The sequence below is a fragment of the Methanolacinia paynteri genome (assembly GCF_000784355.1).
Classification (GTDB): Archaea; Halobacteriota; Methanomicrobia; order Methanomicrobiales; family Methanomicrobiaceae; genus Methanolacinia; species Methanolacinia paynteri.
In genome coordinates, this window is sequence record NZ_KN360928.1 from 151673 (window position 1) to 178140 (window position 26468).

Annotated in this window: 32 protein-coding genes and 1 tRNA gene; 12 read left to right on the plus strand and 21 right to left on the minus strand. The window is 47.4% G+C overall.

The features are described 5' to 3' along the window. Positions 1 to 29: 29 nt before the first annotated feature. The gene (locus METPAY_RS04180) at positions 30 to 668 is read right to left on the minus strand and encodes an MASE1 domain-containing protein (protein ID WP_048149410.1); all 639 of its coding nucleotides are present in this window, start codon (positions 666 to 668) and stop codon (positions 30 to 32) included. Between the two features lie 40 nt (positions 669 to 708). Between METPAY_RS04180 and METPAY_RS04185 the strand changes: the two genes are divergently transcribed. Further along, positions 709 to 1677: a sensor histidine kinase gene (locus METPAY_RS04185; RefSeq protein WP_052418650.1), complete on the plus strand. Its 969-nt coding sequence runs from the start codon at positions 709 to 711 to the stop codon at positions 1675 to 1677. A gap of 24 nt (positions 1678 to 1701) precedes the next feature. Here the strand turns inward: METPAY_RS04185 and larE are convergent, their stop codons facing one another. Next, the gene (gene larE / locus METPAY_RS04190) at positions 1702 to 2535 is read right to left on the minus strand and encodes an ATP-dependent sacrificial sulfur transferase LarE (RefSeq protein ID WP_084600681.1); all 834 of its coding nucleotides are present in this window, start codon (positions 2533 to 2535) and stop codon (positions 1702 to 1704) included. A gap of 99 nt (positions 2536 to 2634) precedes the next feature. On the opposite strand from larE, the gene nifS reads away from it, so the two are divergent. From nifS to METPAY_RS04210, 4 genes are all read left to right on the plus strand, one after another. Beyond that, positions 2635 to 3819 (plus strand): cysteine desulfurase NifS, encoded by a 1185-nt coding sequence (gene nifS / locus METPAY_RS04195; RefSeq protein ID WP_048149943.1) that lies wholly within the window; start codon positions 2635 to 2637, stop codon positions 3817 to 3819. A gap of 17 nt (positions 3820 to 3836) precedes the next feature. Further along, the gene (gene nifU, locus METPAY_RS04200) at positions 3837 to 4250 is read left to right on the plus strand and encodes a Fe-S cluster assembly scaffold protein NifU (protein ID WP_048149411.1); all 414 of its coding nucleotides are present in this window, start codon (positions 3837 to 3839) and stop codon (positions 4248 to 4250) included. Positions 4251 to 4307: 57 nt separating this feature from the next. After that, positions 4308 to 4487: a hypothetical protein gene (locus METPAY_RS04205; RefSeq protein ID WP_048149413.1), complete on the plus strand. Its 180-nt coding sequence runs from the start codon at positions 4308 to 4310 to the stop codon at positions 4485 to 4487. A 68-nt stretch (positions 4488 to 4555) separates the two neighbouring features. Further along, positions 4556 to 4768 carry a hypothetical protein gene (locus METPAY_RS04210; RefSeq protein ID WP_048149415.1) on the plus strand — a complete coding sequence of 71 codons (213 nt, stop codon included), beginning with the start codon at positions 4556 to 4558 and terminating at the stop codon, positions 4766 to 4768. A 106-nt stretch (positions 4769 to 4874) separates the two neighbouring features. Here METPAY_RS04210 and METPAY_RS04215 read toward each other — a convergent pair whose 3' ends face one another. From METPAY_RS04215 to iorA, 7 genes are all read right to left on the minus strand, one after another. Further along, a complete protein-coding gene (locus tag METPAY_RS04215; RefSeq protein WP_048149417.1) occupies positions 4875 to 5498 on the minus strand; it encodes a hypothetical protein in 624 nt (207 codons plus the stop codon). Then, on the minus strand, positions 5438 to 6640 hold the full coding sequence (thrC, locus tag METPAY_RS04220) for a threonine synthase (protein ID WP_048149420.1): 1203 nt from the start codon (positions 6638 to 6640) through the stop codon (positions 5438 to 5440). The genes METPAY_RS04215 and thrC overlap by 61 nt, the downstream gene beginning before the upstream one ends. Positions 6641 to 6711: 71 nt before the next feature. After that, a complete protein-coding gene (locus tag METPAY_RS04225) occupies positions 6712 to 7440 on the minus strand; it encodes a metal-dependent hydrolase (protein WP_048149422.1) in 729 nt (242 codons plus the stop codon). Between the two features lie 12 nt (positions 7441 to 7452). Beyond that, positions 7453 to 8259 carry a nitrilase-related carbon-nitrogen hydrolase gene (locus METPAY_RS04230; protein WP_048149424.1) on the minus strand — a complete coding sequence of 269 codons (807 nt, stop codon included), beginning with the start codon at positions 8257 to 8259 and terminating at the stop codon, positions 7453 to 7455. Further along, the gene (locus tag METPAY_RS04235) at positions 8252 to 8464 is read right to left on the minus strand and encodes a hypothetical protein (RefSeq protein WP_013330597.1); all 213 of its coding nucleotides are present in this window, start codon (positions 8462 to 8464) and stop codon (positions 8252 to 8254) included. The genes METPAY_RS04230 and METPAY_RS04235 overlap by 8 nt, the downstream gene beginning before the upstream one ends. A gap of 84 nt (positions 8465 to 8548) precedes the next feature. Next, positions 8549 to 9136 (minus strand): indolepyruvate oxidoreductase subunit beta, encoded by a 588-nt coding sequence (locus METPAY_RS04240; protein ID WP_048149426.1) that lies wholly within the window; start codon positions 9134 to 9136, stop codon positions 8549 to 8551. After that, on the minus strand, positions 9133 to 10908 hold the full coding sequence (gene iorA, locus METPAY_RS04245) for an indolepyruvate ferredoxin oxidoreductase subunit alpha (RefSeq protein ID WP_048149428.1): 1776 nt from the start codon (positions 10906 to 10908) through the stop codon (positions 9133 to 9135). Before iorA ends, METPAY_RS04240 begins: the two co-directional genes overlap by 4 nt. A 119-nt stretch (positions 10909 to 11027) precedes the next feature. Between iorA and METPAY_RS04250 the strand changes: the two genes are divergently transcribed. Then, positions 11028 to 11100: transfer RNA gene (locus METPAY_RS04250), tRNA-Ile, on the plus strand. Positions 11101 to 11132: 32 nt separating this feature from the next. On the opposite strand, the gene METPAY_RS04255 is transcribed toward METPAY_RS04250, so the two are convergent. The 5 genes from METPAY_RS04255 to serS all read right to left on the minus strand — a co-directional run bounded on the left by METPAY_RS04255 (position 11133) and on the right by serS (position 16294). Continuing rightward, complete coding sequence (locus METPAY_RS04255; protein WP_048149430.1) at positions 11133 to 11999, minus strand: ion transporter; 867 nt, start codon at positions 11997 to 11999, stop codon at positions 11133 to 11135. 438 nt (positions 12000 to 12437) lie between these two features. Then, entirely contained in the window at positions 12438 to 12857 is a 420-nt protein-coding gene (locus METPAY_RS04260) for a nuclear transport factor 2 family protein (RefSeq protein WP_048149432.1), read from the minus strand. Positions 12858 to 12878: 21 nt separating this feature from the next. After that, entirely contained in the window at positions 12879 to 13562 is a 684-nt protein-coding gene (locus METPAY_RS14065) for a cysteine hydrolase family protein (RefSeq protein ID WP_052418651.1), read from the minus strand. Beyond that, on the minus strand, positions 13559 to 14935 hold the full coding sequence (locus METPAY_RS04270) for an MmgE/PrpD family protein (RefSeq protein ID WP_084600698.1): 1377 nt from the start codon (positions 14933 to 14935) through the stop codon (positions 13559 to 13561). Before METPAY_RS04270 ends, METPAY_RS14065 begins: the two co-directional genes overlap by 4 nt. Positions 14936 to 15016: 81 nt before the next feature. Next, a complete protein-coding gene (gene serS, locus METPAY_RS04275) occupies positions 15017 to 16294 on the minus strand; it encodes a serine--tRNA ligase (protein ID WP_048149435.1) in 1278 nt (425 codons plus the stop codon). Positions 16295 to 16419: 125 nt separating this feature from the next. On the opposite strand from serS, the gene METPAY_RS04280 reads away from it, so the two are divergent. The 3 genes from METPAY_RS04280 to METPAY_RS04290 all read left to right on the plus strand — a co-directional run bounded on the left by METPAY_RS04280 (position 16420) and on the right by METPAY_RS04290 (position 18345). After that, positions 16420 to 17097: a hypothetical protein gene (locus tag METPAY_RS04280; RefSeq protein WP_048149437.1), complete on the plus strand. Its 678-nt coding sequence runs from the start codon at positions 16420 to 16422 to the stop codon at positions 17095 to 17097. An 83-nt stretch (positions 17098 to 17180) separates the two neighbouring features. Continuing rightward, a complete protein-coding gene (locus tag METPAY_RS04285; protein ID WP_048149439.1) occupies positions 17181 to 17639 on the plus strand; it encodes a hypothetical protein in 459 nt (152 codons plus the stop codon). 187 nt (positions 17640 to 17826) lie between these two features. Further along, positions 17827 to 18345: a hypothetical protein gene (locus METPAY_RS04290; RefSeq protein WP_048149442.1), complete on the plus strand. Its 519-nt coding sequence runs from the start codon at positions 17827 to 17829 to the stop codon at positions 18343 to 18345. Positions 18346 to 18347: 2 nt separating this feature from the next. On the opposite strand, the gene METPAY_RS04295 is transcribed toward METPAY_RS04290, so the two are convergent. Next, positions 18348 to 18890 (minus strand): hypothetical protein, encoded by a 543-nt coding sequence (locus tag METPAY_RS04295; RefSeq protein ID WP_048149444.1) that lies wholly within the window; start codon positions 18888 to 18890, stop codon positions 18348 to 18350. 48 nt (positions 18891 to 18938) lie between these two features. Beyond that, a complete protein-coding gene (locus tag METPAY_RS04300) occupies positions 18939 to 20153 on the minus strand; it encodes a tRNA (N(6)-L-threonylcarbamoyladenosine(37)-C(2))-methylthiotransferase (RefSeq protein WP_048149445.1) in 1215 nt (404 codons plus the stop codon). Between the two features lie 157 nt (positions 20154 to 20310). Between METPAY_RS04300 and METPAY_RS04305 the strand changes: the two genes are divergently transcribed. Beyond that, positions 20311 to 21735, plus strand: a complete 1425-nt coding sequence (locus tag METPAY_RS04305) for a PAS domain S-box protein (RefSeq protein ID WP_084600682.1) — start codon at positions 20311 to 20313, stop codon at positions 21733 to 21735. 9 nt (positions 21736 to 21744) lie between these two features. Here the strand turns inward: METPAY_RS04305 and METPAY_RS04310 are convergent, their stop codons facing one another. After that, entirely contained in the window at positions 21745 to 22158 is a 414-nt protein-coding gene (locus METPAY_RS04310; RefSeq protein WP_048149448.1) for a DNA polymerase ligase N-terminal domain-containing protein, read from the minus strand. A gap of 163 nt (positions 22159 to 22321) precedes the next feature. Between METPAY_RS04310 and METPAY_RS04315 the strand changes: the two genes are divergently transcribed. Continuing rightward, positions 22322 to 22756 carry a hypothetical protein gene (locus METPAY_RS04315; protein ID WP_048149450.1) on the plus strand — a complete coding sequence of 145 codons (435 nt, stop codon included), beginning with the start codon at positions 22322 to 22324 and terminating at the stop codon, positions 22754 to 22756. 20 nt (positions 22757 to 22776) lie between these two features. On the opposite strand, the gene METPAY_RS04320 is transcribed toward METPAY_RS04315, so the two are convergent. From METPAY_RS04320 to METPAY_RS04335, 4 genes are all read right to left on the minus strand, one after another. Continuing rightward, positions 22777 to 24213: an MATE family efflux transporter gene (locus tag METPAY_RS04320; protein WP_048149453.1), complete on the minus strand. Its 1437-nt coding sequence runs from the start codon at positions 24211 to 24213 to the stop codon at positions 22777 to 22779. After that, entirely contained in the window at positions 24210 to 24680 is a 471-nt protein-coding gene (locus tag METPAY_RS04325) for a MarR family winged helix-turn-helix transcriptional regulator (protein WP_048149454.1), read from the minus strand. Before METPAY_RS04325 ends, METPAY_RS04320 begins: the two co-directional genes overlap by 4 nt. Before the next feature lie 73 nt (positions 24681 to 24753). After that, positions 24754 to 25179, minus strand: a complete 426-nt coding sequence (locus tag METPAY_RS04330) for a GNAT family N-acetyltransferase (protein WP_211251516.1) — start codon at positions 25177 to 25179, stop codon at positions 24754 to 24756. A gap of 160 nt (positions 25180 to 25339) precedes the next feature. After that, entirely contained in the window at positions 25340 to 25699 is a 360-nt protein-coding gene (locus METPAY_RS04335; protein ID WP_048149458.1) for a DUF5518 domain-containing protein, read from the minus strand. Positions 25700 to 25838: 139 nt separating this feature from the next. On the opposite strand from METPAY_RS04335, the gene METPAY_RS04340 reads away from it, so the two are divergent. Next, the gene (locus tag METPAY_RS04340; RefSeq protein WP_048149460.1) at positions 25839 to 26423 is read left to right on the plus strand and encodes an HdeD family acid-resistance protein; all 585 of its coding nucleotides are present in this window, start codon (positions 25839 to 25841) and stop codon (positions 26421 to 26423) included. Positions 26424 to 26468: the final 45 nt, after the last annotated feature.

Below are 26468 nucleotides of genomic sequence, written 5' to 3' on the forward strand. Positions count from 1 at the left end.
AATCAGATAAAATTATTATAATGACTTTTTTAATGCCAGTATTTCCTTATGTATAACTCATGGTTTTCCACCAGAGGTGTGAAGAACAGGAGGATGAAAGGAACCAGACATAGGCACAATATGAAATTTCCAAGAAACCATATCGAACTTACCAGGAAGACGGAATCCCATGCGATCTGGCCGCCCAGTGCAAGAGCAACCGGCCCCCATACAGCTCCCGCAATATTGTTGACAATAACCCCGAAGACCAGCAACACGATGACATCCCGCCGGTTCCTTAACGCAGGGTCACACCCAAACGTCCTGAATGCAACAAGCGGAATGAGGGCCTCCCAAAAATCCGTCAGCGACCATACGATGTTCAAATCCAAAGGAAGCCCGCTTAACAACCCCGCACCAATAAAACACCCGGCATATGCCGCAACCGCCCCGTACATTCCGAACCAGAGGGCAAAAACTATCATAAAGGCTATGCTGACGTAAAGATAGGCCGTGCCCGGGGCAAAATTAAACGAGAATACAACAAATTTGGCAATCAGGGCATTAACACAGACCAGCAGGAAAAAAAGAGCCGCGTAAAGGTATTTTGGAACCTTTTTGTTCATGTCTCCCTGATTACCGATCAGAGGCAGTCCTGCAGCACCCTGACCGGGGTTCGGCATATTCATCAATCAATATTAAAATTGATCGGGCATAAATATTAAACTGATGAAAAGTCATTTTTCCGGCATACAATGGAAGAAAAAGATTTTTTATTATCTTTCATTTCCCCCGGTAAAGGCAATAATAATTACAATTATTCTCCTGGCTATTATGCTTCCATACTGGATGCTTGCTGTTGAATGGGCAAAAACCGTACTTATGTCGCCGGATCAGCAATTCGCTTTTACGACCACTACTTTTCTCCTTGTACTTGTAATTGCGGATAGCGCATTTTTAGTTAGTTACTACCAGACCAGCCAAAAAAACGAACTTCAGAAGATCACTGAAGAACTGAAGAGGAGTGAAGAGGCTCTTCTTAGTGCGAACAAAAAACTGGCTTTGCTTTCCGGAATTACCAGGCACGATATAAAAAATCAGCTGGCAGCACTTGGAGGGTATATCGATCTCAGCCATTATTCCCTAAACAATCCTGAAAAAATGGAAGAGATCATTGAAAAAGAGATGAATATCGCCAGAATGATCAATAAAGAGATTGATTTTACAAAGGATTACGAGGATATGGGGGCATCAGCCCCGGTATGGAACAATCTCCACCAGATGATCAGGAGAGCATCTTCCGGATCTTCTCTTGGAGAGATTAAGGTATCAGAGCACGACACCGATGTTGAAATTTATGCAGACCCCCTTGTAGAGAAGGTCTTCTTCAATTTAATCGACAACACCCTGAGACATGGCGGAGACAATGTTTCAAAGATCGATATCTCCGCAAAAGCGGCTGAAGGCGGACTGAAAATATTATACACTGACGACGGAGAGGGGATATCTTCATCCTTCAGGAATAACCTGTTTACGAGAGGATACGGCAGGAATACAGGTCTTGGGTTATTCCTCTCAAAAGAGATCCTTTCCATAACCGGAATCAGCATCCAGGAGACCGGCGACAGCAATCCGGGAGTATGCTTCGAAATTCAGGTTCCTCCCGGAGGATACCGCACCCTTTCAAAAACTACCTGATTTTTTATACCGGGCTATTTCTTTTTAGTCCAGACTTCCGCTGACAAAACCGTCGAGATCGAGGGTCACGAACTTAAAACCGTTCTGTTTTAAGAAAGATGATATTTCATCACTGTTTGAAATTATCAATCCAAAATCACCAGGATCAGTTTCAATCCTGGCTATGCCACCATGTTTCCTCACCCGTACCTGCCCCACGCCAAGGGAACTTATAAAATCCTCCGAGGCTTCGATCTCCCCGAGGATTTCCTCTTCGAGCTGGTCTCCGTAAGGTATCCGCGATGCAAGACAGGAGTAAGACGGCTTTTCACTGACCGGAAGCCCATAGATCCTTGCAAGTTTCCGGATATCCTCTTTATCCATCCCGGCTTCAATGAACGGATGGATGATTCCTGCCTCCTCCGATGCCTGGAACCCGGGCCTGAACTTTGCGAGATCCGAGATGTTGCTCCCGTCGGCTACATGCTCCAAACCAAGCATCTCTGCTTCCCGGAGGAGAAGACCGGACATCTTCTTTTTGCATATGTAACAGCGATCCCTTCCGTTCTCCCGGAACTCCGTATCCTCAAAAACATCTGATTTTATGACGGAGCATGGCAATGAAAGCGACTCGGCAAGCTCCAGTGCCTCTCTTATCTCCGAACGGGAGACAAGCGGCGAGTCTATGAGTGCGCATGACATCCGGGCGGGAAGAACCTCATTTGCGGCTACGGCAAGGACGGTGCTGTCTACACCTCCCGAATAGGATACAAGGAGACTCCCGGCCGAATTGATGACTTCTTTCAGCTTTCTTATCTTTTCATCGAACGAATCCATGATATCAGGGACAATGGAATAACTTGACCGCTCCCACCGCATATTACTTCCGGCATTGAGAGCAGAGGGAGAGGACCGATCGGATAATTTCTTTTTGTCTCAGATCGAGATTCTGTGCAGGACTTTAACAGAAAGATCGATATGACCGAGGAAAAGAGATTCATATACATGGACAATGCAGCAACCACTCCCACCAGGAAGGAGGTGGTCGATGCCATGATACCCTATATGTCGGATAATTTCGGAAATCCGTCATCCCTTTACAGCATTGCGGAATTATCTGCTGAAGCAGTAGAGACAGCAAGATCACAGGTTGCATCCGCGATTGGTGCATTGCCGAAGGAGATCTATTTCACATCCGGCGGAACCGAGGCTGACAACTGGGCGATCAAAGGCGTTGCATTTGCCAACAGGGACAAAGGCAATCATATCATAACCTCGCAGGTGGAGCATCACGCAGTTCTCCATACAACCGAATGGCTGGAAAAACAGGGATTCGAGGTAACTTACCTCCCGGTGGACAGCTACGGCATGGTCAGCCCCGGCGATGTCAGAGACGCAATTACCGATAAGACCATCCTGATCACGATAATGACGGCCAACAACGAGATCGGGACTATCATGCCGATTGCGGAGATCGGGAAGATTGCACGTGAAAAGGGCGTTCTTTTCCACACCGACGCTGTTCAGGCCGCAGGTCATATCCCTCTCGATGTCAACGAGATGAATATCGACATGCTCTCGTTGTCGGGACATAAATTCAGGGGGCCGAAAGGAACAGGTGCACTCTATATCGGCAAAAGGGTGAAGATCGATCCGCTTATGCACGGCGGCGCACAGGAGAGGCACAGGAGGGCCGGCACAGAGAATGTCCCCGGAATCGTAGGGCTGGGAAAAGCCATCGAACTTTCAGCAGCAGAGATGGAAGAAGAGTCCGGGAGGATCTCTTCTCTTCGCGATGTGCTGATTCAAAAACTCCTTGAAATCCCGAAGAGTCACCTGAATGGCCATCCGGAGATCAGGCTCCCGAACAATGTGAATGTCGTCTTTGAGTATATAGAGGGGGAATCAATTCTGCTTATGCTCAACCGCAGAGGAATATGTGCATCCACAGGCAGTGCGTGCAGTTCGAAATCACTTGATCCCTCCCATGTCCTTATGGCATGCGGCCTGCCCCACGAGACAATCCACGGCTCGCTGAGGCTTACGCTCGGGCACGATACCACCGAAGATGATATTGAATATGTCGTGCAAAATATCCGCGAGGTAGTGCAGAAACTGCGGAACATGTCTCCGCTGACACCGCCTGAACTGAGGAACAGCTGAGAAAGGGAGAATGAAAAATGTACAGCGATAAGGTAATGGACCACTTTGAAAATCCCAGGAACCAGGGAACGATCGAGGATGCCGACGGAATTGGAGAGGTAGGAAATCCCCAGTGCGGGGATATTATGAAGATCTACATAAAGGTCAGGAATGACACCATCGAGGATGTGAAGTTCCAGACGTTCGGGTGCGGAGCTGCAATTGCCTCCAGCAGTATGGCAACCGAGATGATAAAGGGAAAGACCGTTAAGGAGGCGTGGGATCTGTCCAACAAGGCCGTTGCAGAGGCTCTCGAAGGCCTCCCGCCCCAGAAACTTCACTGCTCCGTGCTGGCCGAAGAGGCGATCCACAAGGCTATCAATGACTACCGGGCGAAAAACGGCCTTGAGACATGGGAAGAGACAGGCGGGCACCAGGAACATCACCATTAATCGATCCCTGACATTTTTTGTCATAATCTAAATAACAGGAACTACAGATCCTTTTTTATGAAAAACGTTGATATGAAACTTGAAGGAAGCATTCTCACGATTAAGGTTGACATCTCAAAGGATTTCGGAGAGTCGAAGTCAGGAAAGTCAATCACAATCGCATCGACAGAAGGGAATGTTTCGATACCGGACAATGAAGAGATCAAGATCGGCCTGAACATCTACAGGAAGAAATAGTCTCCGGGCAAATCTCTTGTTTGGTATTTCCGAATTGCTTAAATCAAATCTGAACCATCAGTATTCGTATGAAGAAGGTATTCTTCCTGGTACTGGTGGCATTTGTTATGACAGCAACTGTTCTTTCAGGAGGGTGCACGGCACTTGACCCGGGCGAAACGCTTTTCCTGGACGAACTTTATGGCAGCACCCCGACACAGACTCCTGATAATGCAGATTCGGGGGATCTGGATAAGATCCCGGACGATGTGGAAAGGGTCGATAATAACAAAGACTGGTGATCTCTAAGCGGAATCCACCCTGATTCAACCGCATTTTAAGCAGGATTTCACGAAAAAATTCTCTTAAAGCCTGAAATCAATATGCGGTTTATGAAAAATTGTATTTTTATTGATCTTTTTTCCTTCTTGACTGGAGATACGGTATCAGGAATATGAGTACAAGAGCCAGCCAGAACGACCCGAATGCAAACAGCATCTTCTCCTGGAAATCGTCATAGAATCTTGCTTCCGCATATTTTTTCATCTTCCACGAGATTTCGGTGAAATTTCCGCTCTTATTTACCGAACCGCCCGTGGACACCATCCCGAGAAGCGGATTGGATACCGAGTATTTATCCGGAAGATACAGCGTGATGTTATAGGATGAATCCAGCAGGACATTGAAATCATTGTTACTGAAGGCCTGGTCGTACCCGACCGTATAGTTGCCTTTCTCAAAGGAGATCGAATGCCATCCCTCCTCAAATTCGGCATCTTCACCCGACTCCCCGGAAAGCGAGATATTTGTGACATCCACAGAAACTTTCTCGCCCAGGTAACCGGGTTCCGTAAACTCATACGCCTCAGCTCCCTGAATGGCGACTTCGGCATGAAAGAGGCTGCCGTTTTCCGCAACGTAATAATCCGCATCAAGAGCAGATGCAGGATAAAAAAAAGCTGCGAGAAGGATTAACGCAGCACAGAGAGCAAGGATTCGAGATCCGCGTCTATCTCTGTCGGGGGTTCGCATTGCCTGATCACCGTCTCCGGGTCCTTTAAAAGGTGACCCGTTACTACACAGACTATTCTCTCGTCCTTATCCAAAAGACCTTCCTCGGCCATCTTCTTAATACCGGCAACGGAAGCGGCAGATGCGGGCTCCACACCTACACCTTCCTTTCTTGCGAGATCCCTCTGCATCGCAAGAATCTCGTCGTCAGTAACCGAAAGAGCGGTTCCGCCTGTCTCCCTTATCGCACGAAGGGCCTTTTCGGCATTTACGGGCGCACCGATCCTTATGGCCGTTGCGATGGTCTCAGGATTCTTGTCAGGTATGACTTCCGGAAGCTTCTTCGAGATCGCATCTGCAACCGGCCTCGAACCTTCGGCCTGGACACCGGTCATCATCGGCATCGAGTCGATGAATCCAAGCTTTATGAGCTCCCCAAGACCCTTGTGAACCGCAGATATGTTGCCTGCGTTTCCTACCGGAAGAACCATCCTGTCCGGAACTCCTCCGAGCTGGTCTATGGCCTCGAAACCGATGGTCTTCTGGCCTTCGAGACGGTATGGGTTGACCGAATTGAGAAGATAGAGACCTTCCTTGATGCAGAGGTCATGGACCATCTCGAGTGCCCTGTCGAAGTTGCCGCGTATTGCGATGACCTTTGCACCGTGCATAAGCGCCTGAGCAACTTTTCCGAGCGCAACCTTTCCAGCAGGAAGGAGGACGACTGACGGTATGCCGGCCTTTGCCGCATACTGTGCAAGGCTTGCCGATGTATTCCCTGTGCTTGCGCAGGCGACGGTCTTCATCCCGAGCTGGAGCGCCATCGAGACCCCGACAGTCATTCCGCGGTCCTTGAACGAACCGGACGGGTTCATTCCCTCGTGCTTGGCATAGAGCTCTTTTAACCCGAGTTCTTCGCCTATTGTTTTCAGGTGATAGAGCGGAGTTCCGCCCTCCTGGAGTGTGACAGGCTCCCTGCTAACAGGCAGTAGTTCCTTATAGCGCCAGAGCTTCAGCGGGCGCGAGTCCCATTCCCGGCGCGAGACATCTATCGTGTCGAAATCGTATTCGACCGCAAGAAGGTGTCCGCACTTGCCACAGCGGTAAATTACCTCGTTCTGGTTGTATTCTGCACCGCAGTTTATACAGACAAGACGAAACATGATTAAAAGTTTCTGTCCCCTGAGATGTTATATGTAGTGGACATCAGCCCCGGCAAGGGCAGGAATACGAATCAGCTCCACTTCGCCCCGGTCATTTTGAGGATGATCGCCCAGGCAAAGATGAGAACGATCAAAGGGGCTGCAAAAGGCATTTGAGGTGGGAAAGTGGCTGTGAAGTCTTTGACATATACAGCAGCGAAACCGATTCCGAGGACTGCCGTTATCAGGAGGTTTCTCTTCCCTCTTGAAAGCAGGGTCCCGCCGACTTTTTTATCCGAAAAAGGGAAGAACCAGTAGACACCGCTCTTAGAACACGAATCTTCGACGAGGTGCATGAACGCACCGAAGAACATCCCTGCACCGAACAAAAGTGCATATTGCGAATAATCCGGTGCCGACAGCAGGTACAGGATAATCAGGAGCATCGCCGTAAGTATTGCAGACATGAAGAATGTCCCGAAGAGGGAGTGCAGAAGCCCCCTGTGCTTCGGCTTCACCTTCCCGAGAGTTATTATCCATAACAGCGCCGAGAGAGGGAAATAGATCAGGTAGCGTATAAGATATCCGAAGAACGGGAGGATGAGAACGGTATGCCGACGGACCACCCTTACCGTGCCGTTTCCCCCGGGTATCCCGTGCATGATCGAAGAGTCGGCGGAGTCGGCGTCCGGTGCAAGCGACCCGACGAATGCCGCAACGAGGAACACGATTATAAATGGAATATTTTCGATGGAGACTACGGGGGACAGCAGGATTCCTGCCGATAGGAGCGTGTAGAATACGTGTTTTTCCCCCTTCATCCTTTATGATCTCTAAGAGTTCTGCATCCAGGACTTGTAAAGATCATCTCTGCGGTCCGAAAGTGTATCGGGGCCGGGTAATTTTTCCGAATTTATGGGATCTATATCCGCGTAGAGAAGGCCTTCCTCCTTCACCGGGCCTGCTGCAATAATATCTCCGGAAGGGGATACAACCATCGAACCACCGCAGTACTCGTCCACCGGGGTTCTGCCGGTCGTATTGATGCCCGCCAGATAGTACCTGTTCTCGACAGCTCTTGTCCGGAGGAAGAGGTCCCAGTGTGAGAGTCTGATGCAAGGCCACGCCGCGGGCACAAGTATGCATTCGGCGCCGAGATTCCTGTACCTGAGGAAGAGTTCCGGGAACCTCAGGTCATAGCATATCGCGATACCGAACCGGATACCCTTGTATTCAAACACCGACGGTGAAGAGCCCGAATTATAGCATTTGTCCTCGCCTGCCGGGGAGAAGAGATGTATCTTTGAATATTTCGAAAGAACCTTACCGTGTTCGTCGAAGAAAACCGCCGTATTCCGAAAGCCGTCACTGTTCCTCTCCCTGAAACTCCCGAGAACACCTATACCGGATTCCGCCGCGATATCACTGTATGCACCTGATACGGGGCCGCCTTCATCTTCGGCAAATGACGATGAAGCAGGGTCCCAGCCGGTCGCAAACTGTTCGGGAAAACAAATTATCGCCGCACCCTCGCGGGATGCACGTTCAGCAAAAACAGATGCCTTTTTCAGGCTTGATTCCGGGTTTTCCCACGCGGATTCGGCCTGTGCCAGGCAGAGCCTGAGAGCCGTCCTATTCACCCGACTCTTCCTGCTCTTCTTTGATCTTTGAAGTTCCGTACATTATGATTACGATCCCGACAACGATAAGGACGGAGATTATTGCCAAAATAATATTGAAATATTCATAGCTGTATCCCATAATCATCGCCGCGATTATTATTCCGCCGACGGCTAAGCTTACGGCTGAAAGAATGGCGCCTTTATATATAATACTCTCATTCATTACCAATTTCCATTAGGTTTCATACATAATATAAAGCAATCGCTGATTGTTATAAAAGGAAAAAGAATTGCCGGAGAGGGTAAATCAAGGCTGTTTTTTTCCTTCCCTGACCCCGATCTCAAAGGCTTTTGAATTTATTTCAACTGTTTTGGGCGGAACCAGTTTTTTGACCACCTCAAGAAGCGACCCGGGTTTTACAGGGAGAGGGTGCGATGCGGCACCAAGCATGACTATATTTTGCGAGAGCATATTCCCGGCTTCAAGCGCGGCCGAAACGGCGTCGATTATGTAGCATTCTGTCCCGGAAAGCATCTCTTCAAGCGATTCACGGGAAGGAACTTCAAGGCCCTGCTGGAATGTCGATGTGGGAACCACGATGTCTTTACCCGAGACTATGACCCCTCCTTTCTTCAGGAAATGGCTGTACCTCACCGCCTCAAGCAGATCGAATGAGATTATCAGGTCTGCCGTTCCGGGAGAGATCAGCGGGCCGTATTTTCCGTCGATCCTGATATGGGTCTCAACCGATCCACCTCTCTGCGACATGCCGTGCGTCTCAGCCGAACGGACCGTTCTGCCCTCTGAAAGGCAGGCCTCCCCGATTATATTGGATGCAAGGATCGTTCCCTGGCCTCCTACGCCGACTATCAGGAGATCGTAACTTCCGGTCATCTCTTCACCTCCGGTCTTATCGCTCCCTGGGGACAGATATCCGCACACACTCCGCATCCGGAGCATAGGGAATTAATCGACGCCTTCCCGTCTATGAACTCGATCGCAGGGCAGCCATATTTGACGCAGACTCCGCAGCCCGTGCAGGTCTCGGTATCGACGAAGTAATGCTTCCTTTTAATTCCCCTGCGTCTTGCATCGATGACGCACGGCTGCCTGGAGATAATGACCTTGACGCCAGCAGTCTCCTTCGCTCTTTTGAATGTCTCGATCATAGTGACATAGTCGTATGGATCTATCGTCTCGACGAACGAGACACCGCAGGTCCTGCATAGGGCCTCGAGCGAGATCGCCGGCGAAGGATCTCCCATCGCCGTTACACCCGTATTCGGGTTTGGCTGGTGGCCTGTCATCGCGGTGATCCTGTTGTCGAGTATTACCACTGTCATGTTGGCGCCGTTGTAGGCTGCGTTGATAAGACCCTGGATTCCGGTATGGAGGAAGGTGGAATCTCCGATCGTGCATACTACCGGGTTTTCATCGCCCGCGTTCGAGATTCCGCTTCCGATCGTAATCGAGGCGCCCATGCATATCGTGGTGTCGACGGCACCGAGCTGGAGCCCGAGCGTGTAGCACCCGATATCGGAGGGATATATCCCCTTGTTTCCGAAGACCTTCTTCATCGCGTAGAATGTCGCACGGTGGCCGCATCCAGCACAGAGAATCGGCGGGCGGGGCGGGAGCCCCTCTGCGGGAGAGATGTCTTCAGGGAATTCTCCGTTATATGGTATTCCGGCCTTTTCGAACGCTGCGGCTGTCGATGCAGGATCGAGTTCTCCTTCGTACGGGACACAACCGTCCTTCTTGCCGTGGACAACTGTTCCGCATGCAACCTGGCGGACGACCTCCTCGACCACCGGGGCGCATTCCTCAACGACAAGGATTGTCTCATGCTTCGATACGAATCCGGCGAGCCATTCCTCGTCTATCGGGTACGCACCGATCTTTGCGACCGAGACATCCCCGGGCACGATCTCGTTTACGTATTCCGATGCGATTCCGCTCGTGATAATCCCGGTCTTTCCCTTTATCTCGTACCTGTTGAACCCGAGTTCGACGAGTCTTTTCGCGAGGGCGGCCTGCTTCTCGTTGAGCTTTTTATGAAGAATACGGGTATGGGCCGGAATTACGACATACTGCTTCGGGTCCTTTTCGAAGATCCCCTTGCGGCGGTCATCAGCCGGTTCACCAAGCTCGACATCGCTCTTCGAGTGACATACTCTCGTCGTCGGCCTGAAAAGAACAGGAAGCGAGAACTCCTCAGAGAGTGAGAATGCGGCGGCCATCATATCATGCGCTTCCTGCACTCCGGCCGGGTCGAGACACGGAATTCGTGCGAAATGTGCATAAACCCTCGAGTCCTGCTCGTTCTGCGAACTGTGCGCATATGGGTCGTCGGCGGAGAGGATGATGAATCCCCCCTTCACCCCTGTATATGCACTGGTCATGAGCGGGTCTGCGGCGACGTTCAGCCCGACATGCTTCATCGTCACGAGAGAACGGACGCCGGTCCACGCCGCACCGAGCGCATTCTCGAACGCAACCTTCTCGTTTACAGACCATTCGATATAGAAATCACGGACTTTCTGCCGTCTCAGGGTATCGACGACCTCGGACGATGGCGTCCCCGGATAGCCGGATGCAAAATCGATGCCGGCCTCAACGCAGGCGTGTGCGATCGCCTCGTTTCCAAGCATATATCTGACAGCCATAATTGTTTGATATTTTTGTATCCGGATGGCATTTAAGCTGTTGATGAATATCCGCTTCGCCAAACAAAATCCACAACCTATAAAAACCAATGAAAACAATTTATTTAGGCACTACTAAAGGGCCCGTAGCATAGTCGGTGGTGCACCCGGCTGATAACCGGGAGGTCGTGCGTTCGAGTCGCACCGGGCCCATTGCTTTTCTTATGATATGATTCTTCAAAGTGCTAGTTATTTAATATCCTATTTTTCAAATCATCAAATTCATCCGGATTTAGAGTTCCCTTCTCTTTTAAAGATGTAATTCTTTCCAAATCAGTTATTGTATTGGCCATTGATTCAGAATTTGTCCTTTTTAATTCATTGATATAGCCAGACGACATTATTGCCGTAGGCAGAGCCACAAAACCAATTCCAAGAAGTACAATAAATCCAGCCATAAATCTGCCCATTGCGGTCACAGGATATACATCACCGTACCCCACTGTTGTCAAAGAAGCAACCGCCCACCACATTGAATTAGGAATGGATCCAAACACTTCAGGCTGAACGTCCTTCTCGGCATAATACATCAATGAAGATGAAATAATCAAGGTAACTATCAAAAGGAAAAAAGTGATAACTAAAGATTCTTTCTCTTTTTTCAAAACTCTGGACAATATTGCAAAAGATTGTGTGTATCTTGCAAGTTTAAATACTCGGAAAATTCTGAAAAGTCTCAGTACTCTTAAAAATAATAAATCGATTGGGAAGATGAAGGGGAGATAAAAAGGTATTATCGCCAGTAAATCGATTATTGCAAGGGGTGTGGTTGCATATCTTAACCTTCCTGTAAAAGGATTATGATATTTTTTATCTTCTACGCATGACCAAAATCTCAGGATATATTCTATTGTAAAAACAACTATTGAAAGCAATTCAATTACAATAAAAATTTCATAATTTGCTAACGCAGGAATACTTCCAATTATTAGCGATAAAACACTCAAAATTATTAATACAATTATGAAAATATTCAAAAATATCGCAAATCTTCCTGAATCTTCAGTTAATTCGAGATTATCATAAACTTTTTTCCTGATTTTTCTGAACATTTGTTATAACTATTGATGATAAATTTAGTGCATTAATAACATTTTGATTTAAATCGATTTTTCAATCCATTTATGCCCTAAACGGTTTGAGAGAGAAAGGCAATCCTTGCGCAGTCCGCTCCGCATCCTCTTCGCGAGCACACCCTGACCTCAGGGCTTGCGCTTTCGTGATAAACCCGGCCTCGTGACCGGGAAAAGAACGCGGTTTGAAGATTTATTAATGATTGAATTCCTAAGATCTAAAAATTCAAGGGACATTCAGGAGCAAAAGGGATGCTCGTCCATCCCTTTTGCAACCTATCGCCATGAGGGGGAGGGTCAGAGGGAGGGGGAGACCTCCCCCTCACTCGAATATAACATTCTAAGAAAATATAACTCGCAAAGAAGGAAGATTTTCGAAGCTCATCCTCCTTTCAAAAATCTCCAACCTTCCGAAAATTATTGCGAATACATCTTCAAAAGGTCCATGGTGTTTTCGTCGCAGAAACGCCTGTAGACCCTCGCATGAGCAATCTTGTCGTTTTTCACGGTATAGAAACCGGCATCGTAGAAGGTTTCCTTCTCCCCTTTCTTCCTGTCCCGGATATAGAAACCGTCCTTTATGGCCGTAAGGAGGATCTGTAATTCGACCGATACGAGGCCGTCTTTTTCCATATAATTGATCAGGGTAATCTCCTCCTTCACAACCGAACTTAAGGCATTGGCGAAGTGGTCGGCAAGGTTGTCCGCCCCGTGGATCGTATAGCCGGTCTTTTCGAATATGGCATCATCGGCATAATATTTTTTTACAAATTCACTGAAATTGCCCGAATTAAAATTTTTCAGGTACTCCTCAAATTTCTCTCGCGTCTCTATCATGATGACTCTCCGTCCGGCTCTTTAGTTTCCTTTCTTGGGCAGGACGGATAATAAACCTTTCATGCTTCTCACGTCCCCGAAGAACAGCCTGAAGTTCAGAAGCGTGATTTTATGAATCAGTTCGAAAGAAGAAGCGGTCGCATCCGATATCAGGATCGTTTCGAAACCGGACTGCATGGCATCGCGGGCTGTGCATTCGACACACACGTTAGTCGCAACCCCGCAGATCCATAACTGTTCTGTGCCAAGCCCGCTCAGTACTTCCTTCAGACTGGATGAACCTGGCGCGAAGGCGCTGTACCTGTTCTTGAAGACAGTAATATCTCTTTCCGGGTCAAAGTTCATTCCCTCATATATTTCCGTATCAGGGCCTTCATTGAACATCCCGGCGGAGATCGGCCGCCTGTGGAAGAGAGGATACAAACCGGCATTATCTCCTCCATTATCCCTTTCAAAATTATGCCTCAGCCAAATCACCGGGACATTACTGCTCCTGCAGTTTTCCGCAAGGGCGTTTATGCTTTCAATAACCGAATCAAGGCCCTCAAGCCTCCTCCCGTCTTTAGGAGAGCAGACGAAGTTTTGCATGTCGATAATAACAAGAGCGGCTTTCTCCGGGTTTATCGCGAAGACATTCTCAGCTCTTCCGCAGATCTCCATGTATTCTTCGGCCTGAGCCTCAAGCTCTTCGAATTCAGTTTTCATTTCCCCTTTCCTCCTGTCATTCTGCGTTTAAGGGGTGCAACGAGCCAGTCGATCCTCTCTTCGGACTCGATATTCCATATCCGGCCGATGATCCCGTCTGCGGTTTTATCATCCATGACACAGGCAATATTCAACCGTGCCTTCTCTTCGAGTTCCTTATCGCTGAGCGGATCGTGAGGATCGCCTTTAGGAAAATCCCTGTTCCCTGAGAAAGTCGTTCCGTCATTCATACGGACCGTAATACTGCACGGTGCTCCGTCAGGATACTTCCCGTTCATCCCGGCATTCTCAACGACCCGGACTTTCTTCATGAGACTGCCGACTTCAGTCTCCTTCTCTGCGAAATCATCGTCAAAACACGAGTACTCGATCGTTTTCATGACCAGTGCGGCCGCCACGCAGTAGGGGATCGAATGGGTCCTTCCTGCACGCGATACCGGATTGAACGCCCCTTCGGTCGCCGCGTTCCTGATCGCCTGCCCGTATGTCTGCACCTCGATACGATCGATATCCCCTGGACTGCCGATCTCGCCGGAAAGATCTATCGCGACATCGATCGGTGTCTGGCAGAATACAAGCGCCGGCCATCTCTTGAAGACAATCGAACCGAGATCCGGAAGTTTAGGGAGCATCTCCTTACTATGAGGAAAGAACCGGTTGACACCCGCATCACCTTCGTAGATCTCTTTGGCACCCTCAAAACCCGCGAGGGCCATTCCTGCGATATGAGTCCCCCTCATGGCACAGGATGCATAGGTGCAGTGCTTCCAGTCGGTCACCTCACCCACTGCAGTCTGGTTGATATCGAGCCCAAAGACACCTGCAATCCGCTGAACTTCAGTGAGCTGCGCCTTATCAAGACCAAGAATATACCCGATAATCACAGGGACGTAAAGAACAGCCTGTGCGTCATGATCGTAGCCCGACGGCTCGGGATTATAGTAATCCGAAAATGCGCACGAGAGAATGAACGAGGCATAGGTATATCCCAGCAGGTCCTTCCCGCTTTTCCCGAGCCAATCTGCCATGCACAGGACGAGAGCAACGTTATCGGACGGATGATTCCCCCCCATATTCCCGGGGGAAAGATACGTATCGAGCAGATCGCTTCTCCGGGCAAGGATCGTGTTCATGAATACCGCATCAGGAACCGCTGCCTTCCTGCCCACGCCCCAGACATCCATTCCATTCCCGTCAGGCACGAAAGAGGCCAGCTTATCGAATTTCTCCAGCATCACCGTATCCCTGAGAGAGGCACAGATTCCCGCATACGAATCAAGGAGGTTTCTCTTCAGTATATGCAGATCCGCCCCGTCTATGGATTCATAAGAAATGCCTGAGACGAAATCCGCAAGCCGTTCCTCTATCATCATATCTCTGATTAAGTGAGGTCCCATATAAGAATAATGCAGCTAAAGAGCAGGATCGATCAAAAATATATTGAAATTAATAAATCAGAGGGTCTCGGTACCATTCATGTACGGCCTGAGGGCCTCGGGAATTACGACCGTTCCGTCCTCTTCCTGGCAGTTTTCAAGAATTGCACGGAGAGTTCTCGTCGTCGCGACCGCCGTGCTGTTCAGGGTGTGGACATAATCCTTCTTCTCGAACTCGTGGGGGTCCCGGACCTTGATGTTGAGCCTTACCGCCTGGTACGCTGTGCAGTTGGAGCATGAGACGACCTCGCGATAGGTCTCCTCGCGGGGCATCCAGACCTCGATATCGTACTTCTTCGCGGCAACCGTTCCGATATCACCTGTACAGATATTTACGACGTGATACGGGAGCTTAAGCATCCGGAAGAAATCCTCTGCATTCTTAAGAAGCTCCTCATGAAGATTCCATGAATCCTCGGGTTTGCAGTAGATGAACTGTTCCACCTTGTTGAACTGGTGAACCCTGAAGAGTCCCTTTGTATCGAGACCGTGGGAGCCGATCTCGCGCCTGAAACATGTGCTTATACCGGCAAGCCTTAGCGGAAGATCCTTCTCTTCGAAGATCTCGTCCATGTACATCGCGGCCATCGGGTGCTCGCTCGTTGCGATAAGGAACTCGTCCTCGCCGTCAATCTTGTACATCACGTTCTCGAAGTCCGAAAGATCGGTAACACCCTCGTATGCCGCACGGTTCATCATATAAGGCGGCATTATCGGGGTATATCCACGATCAGCCAGGAGATCGATCGCAAGCCTCTGGAGGGCGAGGTCCATCAATGCAAGCTTTCCTTTGAGAATATAGAATCCAGCACCGGATATCTTCGCAGCCCTTTCGAACTCCGCGAGACCTTTCTCCATCGCAAGCTCTCCGTGGTTCTTAACCTCGAATGAAGGAATTGCCGGCTCACCCCATCTTCTGACCTCGACATTCTCCGAATCGTCGGCACCCACGGGAACGCTCTCGTGCAGGATATTCGGTATCCTCATCTGGTAGAATTTTATCTTTTCCTGGATCTCCGCAAGCTCCGTCTCGGCATCCTTTATCTTTGACGGTAGAGACTTTGCCTCTTCCAGGAGACCGGAGATATCCCCGCCGGCCTTTCTTGTCTGGTTTATCTCACGGCTGATGACATTTCTCCGGTTGCGCATGGAGTTTATTTCGACCTGCATCTCGCGTGATCTTTCGTCCTTTGCAAGAAGATCGTCCACCCATGCAAGCTTCTCCGCGTCGCCCCTCTTCTTAAGATCGGCCCTGACTACATCCGGACTGCCCCGGATAAATTTCAGTTCAAGCATATCTCCATTAATTTATGTAGATCATAGAGGATTATATTTGCGAGCAGATCTTCTTTCTGCCCGGATTTTCAACAGAACAGTCCGGCGCCGTTAAGATAAATTCAGAATAAAACTCAACTCATAACATGGAAGAGACCGGAAAGGAACAGAACTGTACTGTTAGAAAAGAGCCAGGCTGCGGTTCGTGCACGATGGGGAGATACCTGAACTGCAGGTGGGACAAAAATATTCTGAATTCCTTTTTAACTGCGGCCTCCGGTCTTTTTATCGGGACTATTATACTTCTGGCCATGATCTGGCTCATGACTGCACTTTACTGGCCGCTCATTCTCTATATAATTCTCATCTTCGCCATGTTCGGGTACGAGATCAAATTTCTCTGCAGCCACTGTCCTTATTACGCAGGGGAGGGTAAGACCCTGAAATGTCTTGCAAACAACGGGATGCCGAAGATCTTCAGGTATAACCCGGCCCCTATGACTGGTGGTGAAAAATTTATGATGAAACTCCTGATCGCTGTTTTTATGGTTATTTTTCCAGCGGCATCATCGGCAACAGTATTCTGGTTAACCCTCTTGGGGCATTACGGCACAATCGCTCTCGCGGCTGTAACAGGAGTTATTATCCTTATTCTCTATGCAATTGCTGCATTTTACCAGGTATTAAGGACATTTTTTTGTAAGAGATGTGTAAATTTTTCGTGCCCGTTCAATAAGGTTGAAAAAAGATTCGTCGACGAGTACCTGATGAAAAACGATGTAATGAGAAAAGCGTGGGAAAAGTCCGGTTACAGGATGGGATAATTCATTTTTTACAGCCTGAAGACTTTATCGGTTACAGATCAAATCCATTATAATCTATACCCTGCAAAAAATGGTTTATTCAGATGGAGAAAATTTATAAAATTGCAATTGCAATCTGCCTCGCAATATCGATCCTCCTTTTCCCTGTTTCGGTACTGCTGACAGCCACGGGACTGATTCTTACAGGAACCCTTGCAATGGTGATCCATATAACGGAATCGGCAGGAGAAGCGATCGACAGGCCTGTTCTTTTTGTATTTTTAGGAGAAGACGGCCGGAGTTTTGTCATACGTAACATAGGAAATGCGGCCGCCTCCGGGATCCATGTGTCTGTAGTGCCTTCGAACCTTGAATATATAATCGAGCGGATCGATGCCGACGGAGAAGAGAAAACCGACTGCGGGCAGTTGATCGGAAAGAACAGGGTTATTATTGAGTACGCGGATGAGGCCGGAAAAAGATATAGCAAATCGGAAGATCTCCGTTTTGAAGACGACTGTGAATACGATCCCACGAAGCCGATGATCCCGATCTTCAAATAATTTTGGCAATTGTATTGAAAATTATTAATTAATTGCACCTTTTTGTGATAAAGGAATTTTTGTCTTTGAAAGATCATCTCGAATAAAACAAGTGTTGCGCGTCGCCCTTACATAACTACTTACACACTTTATATATCCATTCAACTTTTCAAAAAGACATATATACAATAATCATTCATCGCGAATTATGCCTGCAAAAATCAGTGGGATAGCTGTCTACCCCCTTGAAAAGTTTAAACTACTAAAAGAAGATGTACTGGAAGACCAAAAATACAGAGAAGACAATCTCATCAAAGTCAAAACATCGTGTAACGTTATGAGTGTTCCCTGTACAAAAGAAGTCAAAATTCGAATGGATCCGCGTCTAAAATACAGGATGGCATGTGCAATCAGTTGTGAAAACCCCAATGAAGTAAGTAACTATTCAGTAGAGGGAGCTATTAAAAAAACCTTTGGTCCACTTATCGCTGACAAAGAGCTTCAAAAACGAACCTTCAATGATGGAAGTAAGGATCTAAATGGGCACTATCGACATTGGTGGGATTGGGAATATCACTTCCCTCAATGGACAGAGTTCGGAAGATATGATGTTAAACTCATCCTGACTAATAAAAAGGACAAAAAATCAAGTGAAATTACAATTCCTGTAACATTTTCCGAAACTGATTACCCTAAACATGGAATTGACATAGATCCGATGTGTTGAAATTAAATTCCTTTTTTCTCTTCCTCTTTCATTATAAACGAAATAACCTTCTCAAGAGCAGTGACAAACTCCTTCTCATCCGTCAGGTACTGCTCAAACGCCTTATAGAGCATATACAGGATCTCAAGGCCGTAAAGATCAAGAGCCTCTTCAGCAGTAAGTTCGTTCTCATATGAATCCGTCAGGGGGCCTATTGTCGAATACATTATCTCAATGAACTTCCCGTCCTCGCTCAGGGCACAGAACTGGCTGTTGACAGGTTTGCTCATATCGTCCGGGCGGTAAGGCATGGGATCGGTCTTCCCAAGGACAAACATCTTCCTGTCATGGAAGCGTGTCTCGACCATCTGGCCAGATGCATCGGATTTCGCACCGATCAGAAGTGTAACACCCAACTTTGATACGAGGGGTTTTGCCTTCTCCGCCAGTCTCCTGAGAAGAAGCGCCTCATTTTCCAGCACTTCTGAGGTCAGCTCCTCCTCCCTCTCTTTGGACTCCTCGATCTGTTTCAGCAGTTCGTCAAACCCTTCCTCTATTTTTCCCATGCCAGAAAATTGGATCTATAAAGCAAAAAAACGATCAGGTATAATTATTCACTCAATCCTCTCTCCGATGAGATAATGCCGCCTGTGGGAAACTATCCGGACCATGTAGCGGGCTCCGGCATCCAGCTCCTCTTCTATAACGATATTATTGTATGACTTATCCCTTGCAATGCAGCTTCCGGCCCTCTTCCTCTCTGTTACGATAACATCAAGATCCTTTCCGATAAACGACTCGTTTACCGAATCATAGAGCCTGTTCGCGGCAATCGTAAGTGTTCTGGAACGCTCCTTTTTTATCCAGTCGGGAATGTCCTTCAGTTTCGCCGCATCGGTCCCTTCTCTTGCCGAAAAGCGGGTGATATTCACCTTGGTTGGCCGGATCTCTTCAAAAAATGCAAGCGTTTTAAGGAAGTCATCTTCGGTCTCAGTAGGATAACCTACGATAAAGTCGGTCGATATTCTGATCACGGGATCCTTCTTCCTGAGTTCAGCTACCAGGTTCCTGAAATCCTGTACCCGGTATTCCCGGTTCATATCCGAAAGGACCTTATCAGATCCCGACTGCACCGGAAGATGGGCGAAGGAGAATATCTTTTCTCCCAAAAAAGCATCGGACAGCTCATCAGTCAGCGGGATAGCTGTAGAAGGATTCATCATCCCGACACGAACCATAAACTCTCCTTCCAATGAATTGATCCTGTCTAAAAGTTCCGGGAGGGAGGAGCCGGTATCCATCCCGTAAGCACTCAGGTCCTGCCCGGTGAGCTGGATCTCGACGGCACCGGCGGATACAAGCCTTTCAATCTCTTCGATTATCTTATCCTCCGGAAAACTCCGGAGATGGCCCCGGGCGCTTCTTGTGATACAATAGGCACACCTGCTTACGCATCCCCTGGCAGTCTGGACAATTCCTGTCGAACCGTCCACGAGGGCTCCGATCGTCTCCGGGCACCTGTTCAGATCCTCGGGAAGGATCAGCCTTGCATCGGGGCGGACACCATATATCAGATCCGGCTGGACTACCGCCATACACCCGGTGACATAGATCTCCTTGTCGGGAAACTCGGCGATCGCTCTCAGCATCGCCCTTTCGGTCTGAGCGACAACAGTACAGGTATTGATAATAACTGCTTCCGCCTCACCCGGCGGCACTATACTGCAACCCTGCTTTTCTGCAATGCGGACAATCTTTTCAGTATCGGCAAAATTGAACGTGCAGCCATATGTCTCAATATGAATTTTTTTGTCCTTCAGGGTGTGCATATCGCTTCTCTCTATTTATTAGCAGTTCCAAAATGAAAAACAAGACCGTATGGGTATACTGCCATAAAATTTAAATGCGGCCATATTTTAAATAGAATATATATTCCTATTGTGAAAATTAAATATAATCCCGCTTAAGAATCAGTTTAATCTAAGAATGATACCTAAAACGTGGGCGGAGATGGGTTGTCAAAAAGATTCAACGCAGAAATCGGGGGAGATTAATGGATATGCACCGTTGAACAGGGCGCTAAGATTAATTATAGATAATGCTTCGAATCCCGTGATAATAACGGATGAAAGGGGAAGGATAATATATAATAATCCTGCTGCACTGCAGTTCATATTCATGAACCCGCAATCAGCTGAACCTCACATCCACAATCTGAAATTTGCAGGCGACTATGGAGATATTCTGGCAGTTTACGATTACAATAAAGATGAAGGCTGCATCTGGACCGAGGATGTCGAACTCCTGAATACAAAAGGTGAAAAGAGAACCCTGAAGTTAAAAATAAGCGTATTCTTTGAAGATTCAGAGAGCCAGTACTGCTTCCATATGGTCGATCTGACAGACAAAATCCTCTCTGAAAAGGCCCTGAAAAAATCAGAGATGGACAAGACCTTAATCCTGAATTCGGTTCACGAAAATCTCGTGTATTACGATAAGAATTACAGGATTATATGGGCTAACCAGCAGCCTGCAGACTCTGTCGGCCTCACTCCGGCTGAAATGAAGGGCAGGTTCTGCTATGAACTATGGTACAACCGCGATTCGCCTTGTCCCGACTGTACAATTAAAAAGGCAATGGAATCGCACCAGCCCCTGATAGAAGAAAAGGTGAAACCCGACGGAAGAAACGTGAAGGTCGCCGCATACCCGGTATTCAGTGAAAAGGGAGGGTTAATCGGAGCAGTCGAGTCGGTGCTTGACATTTCACGCCGAAAGAAGGCTGAAATGGCTCTCGACGAGATCCTGAAAAAGTACAGGGAGCTCTTCACCACGATGACCAACGGATTCGTCCTTCACGAGATTATTACCGACGATTCGGGAAAGCCATATGATTTCAGGTTTTTGGACGTAAATCCGGCATTCGAAGAGATGACAGGCCTCTTCTCCTCGGAGATGGTTGGAAAGACAGTACTTGAACTCTTCCCCGATTACAGCAGGGAATGGATAGAAAGGTACGGGAGGGTGGCCCTTACAGGGGAGCCGGAAGAATTTTCAGACTATAATCCGACATTCGGGAAGTATTACCACATCTATTCATATTCACCTAAGAAAGGCCAGTTCGCAGCTATATTCTCAGACGTAACCGATCTTGTGGCCCTGAGAAAAGAGCATAATCAGATGATGATCCAGATCAACAGGAATTTTGAACAGCTTGCAATCCTGAACGACGAGATCAGGAACCCGCTGCAGGTTATCGCCGGATATGCACTAATGGACGAATCAAATTATTCTGAGAAGATATTAAGCCAAATCCATACAATCGATAAACTGATCAATGAGCTTGATAAGCGATGGCTTGAATCGGACAAGATCAGGGAATACCTGATGAAACATCACAACCTTTACTGAATTAAGGAATCATCTGGTCTTCATCAAAAGCCAGTCCTTATCACCAGCCTTCTTAAACCTGACAAGAACATAACGGCCTTTGAACTTCCTGCCGTTCAGCACGAATACAATCTTTTCATCCTTCCATGATTCCGTTTCATAAGTTCCCGAATCATAAATTGAAATCTCGCCGGCACCGTATTGCCCTTCCGTAATAGTCCCGGAAAAATCTAGGACCGACAGAGCATGATCGCCGCTGTCGATTGCAAGACGCCTGAGTCCGGGGTGATCAGGGATTCCTTTGGGAACTGCCCAGCATTTAAGAACCCCATGCCTCTCCAGGCGAAGATCATAATGTGGTGTCTTTGACCTGTGACAGTGAACCACAAACCTTTGCAGACTTTCCGTCTTTTCACCCGCAGGATCATTCCCGGGATAATCCATTGATTTTTGATTCACCTCGCCGGTTCAAAAAATTATCCCCGCTCCTGAAGGGGCCATCTAGGGGTGCCTCCGATCCTTCGGATCTTCCGGGATGAAAAAAATAAATCTAATAATCCTCAGTACAACTTATAATCATTTAATCTTCGCATGGAGTTACAGTTCAATGAGAACGAAGTTTGAAGAATGCGTCAGAAAGGGCCTGATATCAAAGGCGAATATCGACCCAACTCTCGTAAACAGGGAGATAACTGATGCAGAAGAAGATTTGAAGCGCGGGCACAAAGCCCTTGAAGAGCACGATTTTATCAGGGCAATGATCTCGGGCAGAAACTCCCAGATACATTCTATAAGAGCGCTTGTCTTTTCCGAAGGATACAGGGAAAAGAAGGTTTTGCTGCTTGTGATTGCTGCGGAGTCGCTGCTTCTGGACAAAGGTCTTATAAGAAGTGAAATTCTTGAAGATTTTGAATATGCGATGAAGTATGAAAATCCGGAATCCGAACCCGAATACCTCCACGAATCGATCGCGGAAGACATAATGAGAGGATCAGACAGGATATTCAAAAGAGCAAAGATAATTCTTGAAAAAAATATTTAATTTTTCACATCAGGAACTTTTTATACAGAACCGGTAGCTTTAGCTTCGGCTTTATCCTCGTACTTCAGGATTCTTCTAAGATACGCCGAGGCCCACAGGTAGCCCACTACTCCGCCCAGGATATCTCCGGCGACAATTCCCCACCAGATTCCTGCCTGGCCGAGGTCGAAAACAAATGCAAACACCCATGCGAAGATCGAACTGAAGATCAGGCTCCTCAGCAGATTGATTATAAGGGAGTTTACACCTTTTCCTACCGCCTGGAACAATGATCCCGACATCATTCCCGGCGGGACGAATATGTAGAAGAAGCACATCGTCTGCAGGAAGGCGATGATGGTCGGAGCAATATGAGCCGATTCACCTGAATATGTAAAGATCAGCGTGATCTGGGGTGCAAACACCCACGTAATTACGGCAATAAACAGGGATATGATCAGGCCCAGTTTCAATGAGTAATAATAGGACTCATTCATTTTGCTATAGAGTCTGCCGCCGTATGCAGCTCCGGCGACGGCGACAAGTGAGGTTGCAATCGCTATCATGGGGATGATTGCAAACATTACAACTCTCCAACCGGTGGTATATACCGCAACGGCATCGGTTCCCCCGACTATAACGAGCATCCAGTTGATAATTATCATTAAAGCCGACATTATCACGAATTCAAGGCTTGCAGGAATCCCTACGGAAAGGATACCCTTGATAATTCCAAAATCGGGAGAAAAATCCTTAAATTTAAAACTGATATATGTGTCCTTTTTGACAAAGAACCAGTACAAAATTACCAGGCTTACTACGGCAACGGACAGTATCGTTGCAACTGCAGCTCCTGCAATTCCCATCCCCAAGGTATAGATGAATATCGGATCAAGGATCATATTCAGGACTGCCGAGATAGCCATCGCATACATCGTCCTCTTCGTATCCCCTTCCGCACGGAGTATTGAGTAGGAGATGTTCGAGAATATGAAGAATATGGTACCATAAAATATTATGCTCCCGTAATCGAGCGTAAGCCCTATAACGTCTCCTGCACCGAGCATGAGCAGGATCTGTTCTGCCAGGGGAACCAACAGTATTGTGAAGATAACCGATAGTACCAGAGCAAGGATCAATGAATGTATTGCAGCACTGTCCGCACCTTTTTTATCCTTAGAACCAATTCTCCTTGAGATTAAGGATGTTACTCCTGCACCGATTCCGTTTCCAAACCCTACGACAATCATAAAGACGGGAGTGACGAAACCGATTGCGGCAAGAGCATCGGAACTGATGCCTGCAACCCATATCGCATCTACGATATTGTACATCGTAAGGAGAAACATCGCTACAAAGATAGGCCAGGCCATTGATCTTATGGCGGCTTTCGGTTCGCCTACCAAAAGTGAGACACCCCTCGTTATCTCTTCCTCCCTGGGATCGGCACTGTTTACAGTGTTTTCGTCCTGCATCATGAACGATCCCCGTATCCCGGAACCTCCATTGCCGAAAGAAGGCTCCTTTCGCAGATTGTCCTCAGCAGGGAGTTGAATTTATCAAGATCTTCCGGTGAAAAGCCCTTGCAGACATCTTTATCCCATTTATTCGCGATTTCTTTAATATAAGGTAGGATTTTTTTCCCTTTTTCAGTGAGGCTCAGCTTGTGCGCCCTGCGGTTATCCGGGTCCTGCGTTCTGCATATGTATCCGGAATCCTCGAGTTTGCGGACTGCACGGGCAACTGTTCCTTTGTCGAGATAGAACAACTCCGCGATCCTGTCCTGTGTGATATTATCCTCCTTTGAAAGAGTGATCAGGGCAAAGACCTGCCCCTGGGAAAGCCCTGTAGTATTCATTGAATTATTGAGATAGATATTCCGTGACCGGTATATTATTGAGAAAAGACCGCCGAGCGGAATATCTTTATTCAGAATGTCCTGCATGAAGGTACAGGTTTGATCAGAACATGGTATCAATGTTGCTTATGCAACAGTTGCATACGCAATAAAATCCCGTTTAACTTCGTTCATCCGGAAGATTTCCGCCATAAGGCGCAGTCATGACGATCCGATCTTCACCTTTCCCGAAATAATCTTTGATATAATCGGACCTTGCAAAACCAAGTTTTTCATAAAGCCTGACAGCTCCTTCGTTCGACGGCGACACTGTCAGTGACACTGAGACTACCCTGAATTGCGAAAAACGCTTTCCAAGTTCATCCATAAGCAACCGTCCCGCCCCGCATCTCCTGAAACCAGAAGCGACAAATATCCTCATCACCAGACCGGATTTCGGTTCGCCTGCACTTATGCCTCCGAGCGTATACCCGATAATGTCACCGTCTTTATTGAGAGCAATAATAAACAATTGAGGAAAAAGAACCGCCATCTGGCGTATAAAAACGGCATGCGAGTATGGATCGCCGCCTCTTGACGATTCCATCTCAAGTATGGTATTAAAATCGCTCCCCCTGTATTCCCTTACAAAAAAATCATCACGGCCCATGAGATTACTACCAGATATGCCGGACTATCAGAAAAGATGTTTGATATCCGTGGATCTGGATTGAGGATAATTGTTCTTTCCGCAAGCTCGTCTCTTATTACTTATTACGGAAAATCCCGCCGATTCCTCCCCCTATCATGCCAAAAATTCCGAAAAGAAGAGTTGCAAAGATCATTATCACAAGATCGATAATAGCACCTACGAAAGCTCCGATAATTCCAAAGAGAGCAGCCCCTGTAATAAGTATTATCACTGAAACCAGCAGGGCGCCGAAGACTCCCGAGATAAAGCCGACCTTTGCACCTTCACCGACACCTTCGCCAAGGACAATTCCCGCGATGAAACCACCGCAAAGAGGACCGATTAAAGATGCATATAACGGATAAGAGTCTTTGAGGAGCCAAGTGATTACAACCATCGAGATAAAACCTAAAATAGCAGCAATCCAAAATCCCATTGTAATATACTAATTTCAATATAGAATAAAAAGGTTTTTGGTATGAATATATTAATGAAACAAATAAACAATCTCCTCCCAATAATTCGAAAATAATTTATGCTACAAAAAGAATTGAGAATAAAAGGAGGATAAAATTATGGTAGATGAATCCGGATTTCTTGGAAATCCGATAAACTTCACACCTGAATGGTGGACCTTTGTTCTGATGGGTATCTGTGCCCTGATTCTGGGAGCACTTGGATTTGCGATGCCTCTCTGGTTTGCAGAATTTTTCGGACTGTTTATAGCATTCCTTGTAATAATTTACAGCATTATTACGCTCATCCAGGGAATTAAAAGCAAGGAAGGAGCCGGAGCTTCAATAGCACTGATAATTCTCGGAATTATCGGAATCATAATAGGGATTCTGATTGTAACAAGTGCTCTTGCAGCATTCCTGCTGACTACATACCTCATTGCATTCTGGATGTTAATGATCGCCTTTTCGGACATCTGGATGGCATTTACAGGCAGTGCCGGAACCGGATACAAGATTCTTCTTGTAATTGCCGGAATATTCGCACTCATTATTGGGTTCTACCTGTTGATGTTCCCGATTCTCGGAACAGGCATCATGATCCAGGTTATTTCAATATTCGCCATGGTTTGGGGAATATTCATGATCATTACAGGTATGGCTGGCAAAGGTGTTTCTGCTGCTGCGGCGGCTGAAGCAAGCTGAATGCATTGAAGAGAAAAACAAAATCGCTTCAATGCGATTAACCTT

Coding starts and splice junctions, on each gene's coding strand:
- METPAY_RS14065 (WP_052418651.1), bottom strand. CDS start 13,562: ATGAAAACTGAATTCGAAGAGCTTGAGGCTCAGGCCGAAGAATACATG.
- METPAY_RS04225 (WP_048149422.1), bottom strand. CDS start 7,440: ATGAAGGGGGAAAAACACGTATTCTACACGCTCCTATCGGCAGGAATC.
- METPAY_RS04335 (WP_048149458.1), bottom strand. CDS start 25,699: ATGGGATTTTGGATTGCTGCTATTTTAGGTTTTATCTCGATGGTTGTA.
- METPAY_RS04295 (WP_048149444.1), bottom strand. CDS start 18,890: ATGGGAAAAATAGAGGAAGGGTTTGACGAACTGCTGAAACAGATCGAG.
- METPAY_RS04330 (WP_211251516.1), bottom strand. CDS start 25,179: ATGGAATCGTCAAGAGGCGGCGATCCATACTCGCATGCCGTTTTTATA.
- METPAY_RS04290 (WP_048149442.1), top strand. CDS start 17,827: ATGCCTGCAAAAATCAGTGGGATAGCTGTCTACCCCCTTGAAAAGTTT.
- METPAY_RS04210 (WP_048149415.1), top strand. CDS start 4,556: ATGAAGAAGGTATTCTTCCTGGTACTGGTGGCATTTGTTATGACAGCA.
- serS (WP_048149435.1), bottom strand. CDS start 16,294: ATGCTTGAACTGAAATTTATCCGGGGCAGTCCGGATGTAGTCAGGGCC.
- METPAY_RS04340 (WP_048149460.1), top strand. CDS start 25,839: ATGGTAGATGAATCCGGATTTCTTGGAAATCCGATAAACTTCACACCT.
- METPAY_RS04205 (WP_048149413.1), top strand. CDS start 4,308: ATGAAAAACGTTGATATGAAACTTGAAGGAAGCATTCTCACGATTAAG.
- METPAY_RS04320 (WP_048149453.1), bottom strand. CDS start 24,213: ATGATGCAGGACGAAAACACTGTAAACAGTGCCGATCCCAGGGAGGAA.
- METPAY_RS04300 (WP_048149445.1), bottom strand. CDS start 20,153: ATGCACACCCTGAAGGACAAAAAAATTCATATTGAGACATATGGCTGC.
- METPAY_RS04305 (WP_084600682.1), top strand. CDS start 20,311: ATGATACCTAAAACGTGGGCGGAGATGGGTTGTCAAAAAGATTCAACG.
- nifU (WP_048149411.1), top strand. CDS start 3,837: ATGTACAGCGATAAGGTAATGGACCACTTTGAAAATCCCAGGAACCAG.
- thrC (WP_048149420.1), bottom strand. CDS start 6,640: ATGTTTCGTCTTGTCTGTATAAACTGCGGTGCAGAATACAACCAGAAC.
- larE (WP_084600681.1), bottom strand. CDS start 2,535: ATGCGGTGGGAGCGGTCAAGTTATTCCATTGTCCCTGATATCATGGAT.
- METPAY_RS04310 (WP_048149448.1), bottom strand. CDS start 22,158: ATGGATTATCCCGGGAATGATCCTGCGGGTGAAAAGACGGAAAGTCTG.
- nifS (WP_048149943.1), top strand. CDS start 2,635: ATGACCGAGGAAAAGAGATTCATATACATGGACAATGCAGCAACCACT.
- METPAY_RS04270 (WP_084600698.1), bottom strand. CDS start 14,935: ATGATGATAGAGGAACGGCTTGCGGATTTCGTCTCAGGCATTTCTTAT.
- iorA (WP_048149428.1), bottom strand. CDS start 10,908: ATGGCTGTCAGATATATGCTTGGAAACGAGGCGATCGCACACGCCTGC.
- METPAY_RS04260 (WP_048149432.1), bottom strand. CDS start 12,857: ATGATAGAGACGCGAGAGAAATTTGAGGAGTACCTGAAAAATTTTAAT.
- METPAY_RS04255 (WP_048149430.1), bottom strand. CDS start 11,999: ATGTTCAGAAAAATCAGGAAAAAAGTTTATGATAATCTCGAATTAACT.
- METPAY_RS04285 (WP_048149439.1), top strand. CDS start 17,181: ATGGAGAAAATTTATAAAATTGCAATTGCAATCTGCCTCGCAATATCG.
- METPAY_RS04180 (WP_048149410.1), bottom strand. CDS start 668: ATGAATATGCCGAACCCCGGTCAGGGTGCTGCAGGACTGCCTCTGATC.
- METPAY_RS04280 (WP_048149437.1), top strand. CDS start 16,420: ATGGAAGAGACCGGAAAGGAACAGAACTGTACTGTTAGAAAAGAGCCA.
- METPAY_RS04215 (WP_048149417.1), bottom strand. CDS start 5,498: ATGCGAACCCCCGACAGAGATAGACGCGGATCTCGAATCCTTGCTCTC.
- METPAY_RS04240 (WP_048149426.1), bottom strand. CDS start 9,136: ATGACCGGAAGTTACGATCTCCTGATAGTCGGCGTAGGAGGCCAGGGA.
- METPAY_RS04235 (WP_013330597.1), bottom strand. CDS start 8,464: ATGAATGAGAGTATTATATATAAAGGCGCCATTCTTTCAGCCGTAAGC.
- METPAY_RS04185 (WP_052418650.1), top strand. CDS start 709: ATGAAAAGTCATTTTTCCGGCATACAATGGAAGAAAAAGATTTTTTAT.
- METPAY_RS04325 (WP_048149454.1), bottom strand. CDS start 24,680: ATGCAGGACATTCTGAATAAAGATATTCCGCTCGGCGGTCTTTTCTCA.
- METPAY_RS04315 (WP_048149450.1), top strand. CDS start 22,322: ATGAGAACGAAGTTTGAAGAATGCGTCAGAAAGGGCCTGATATCAAAG.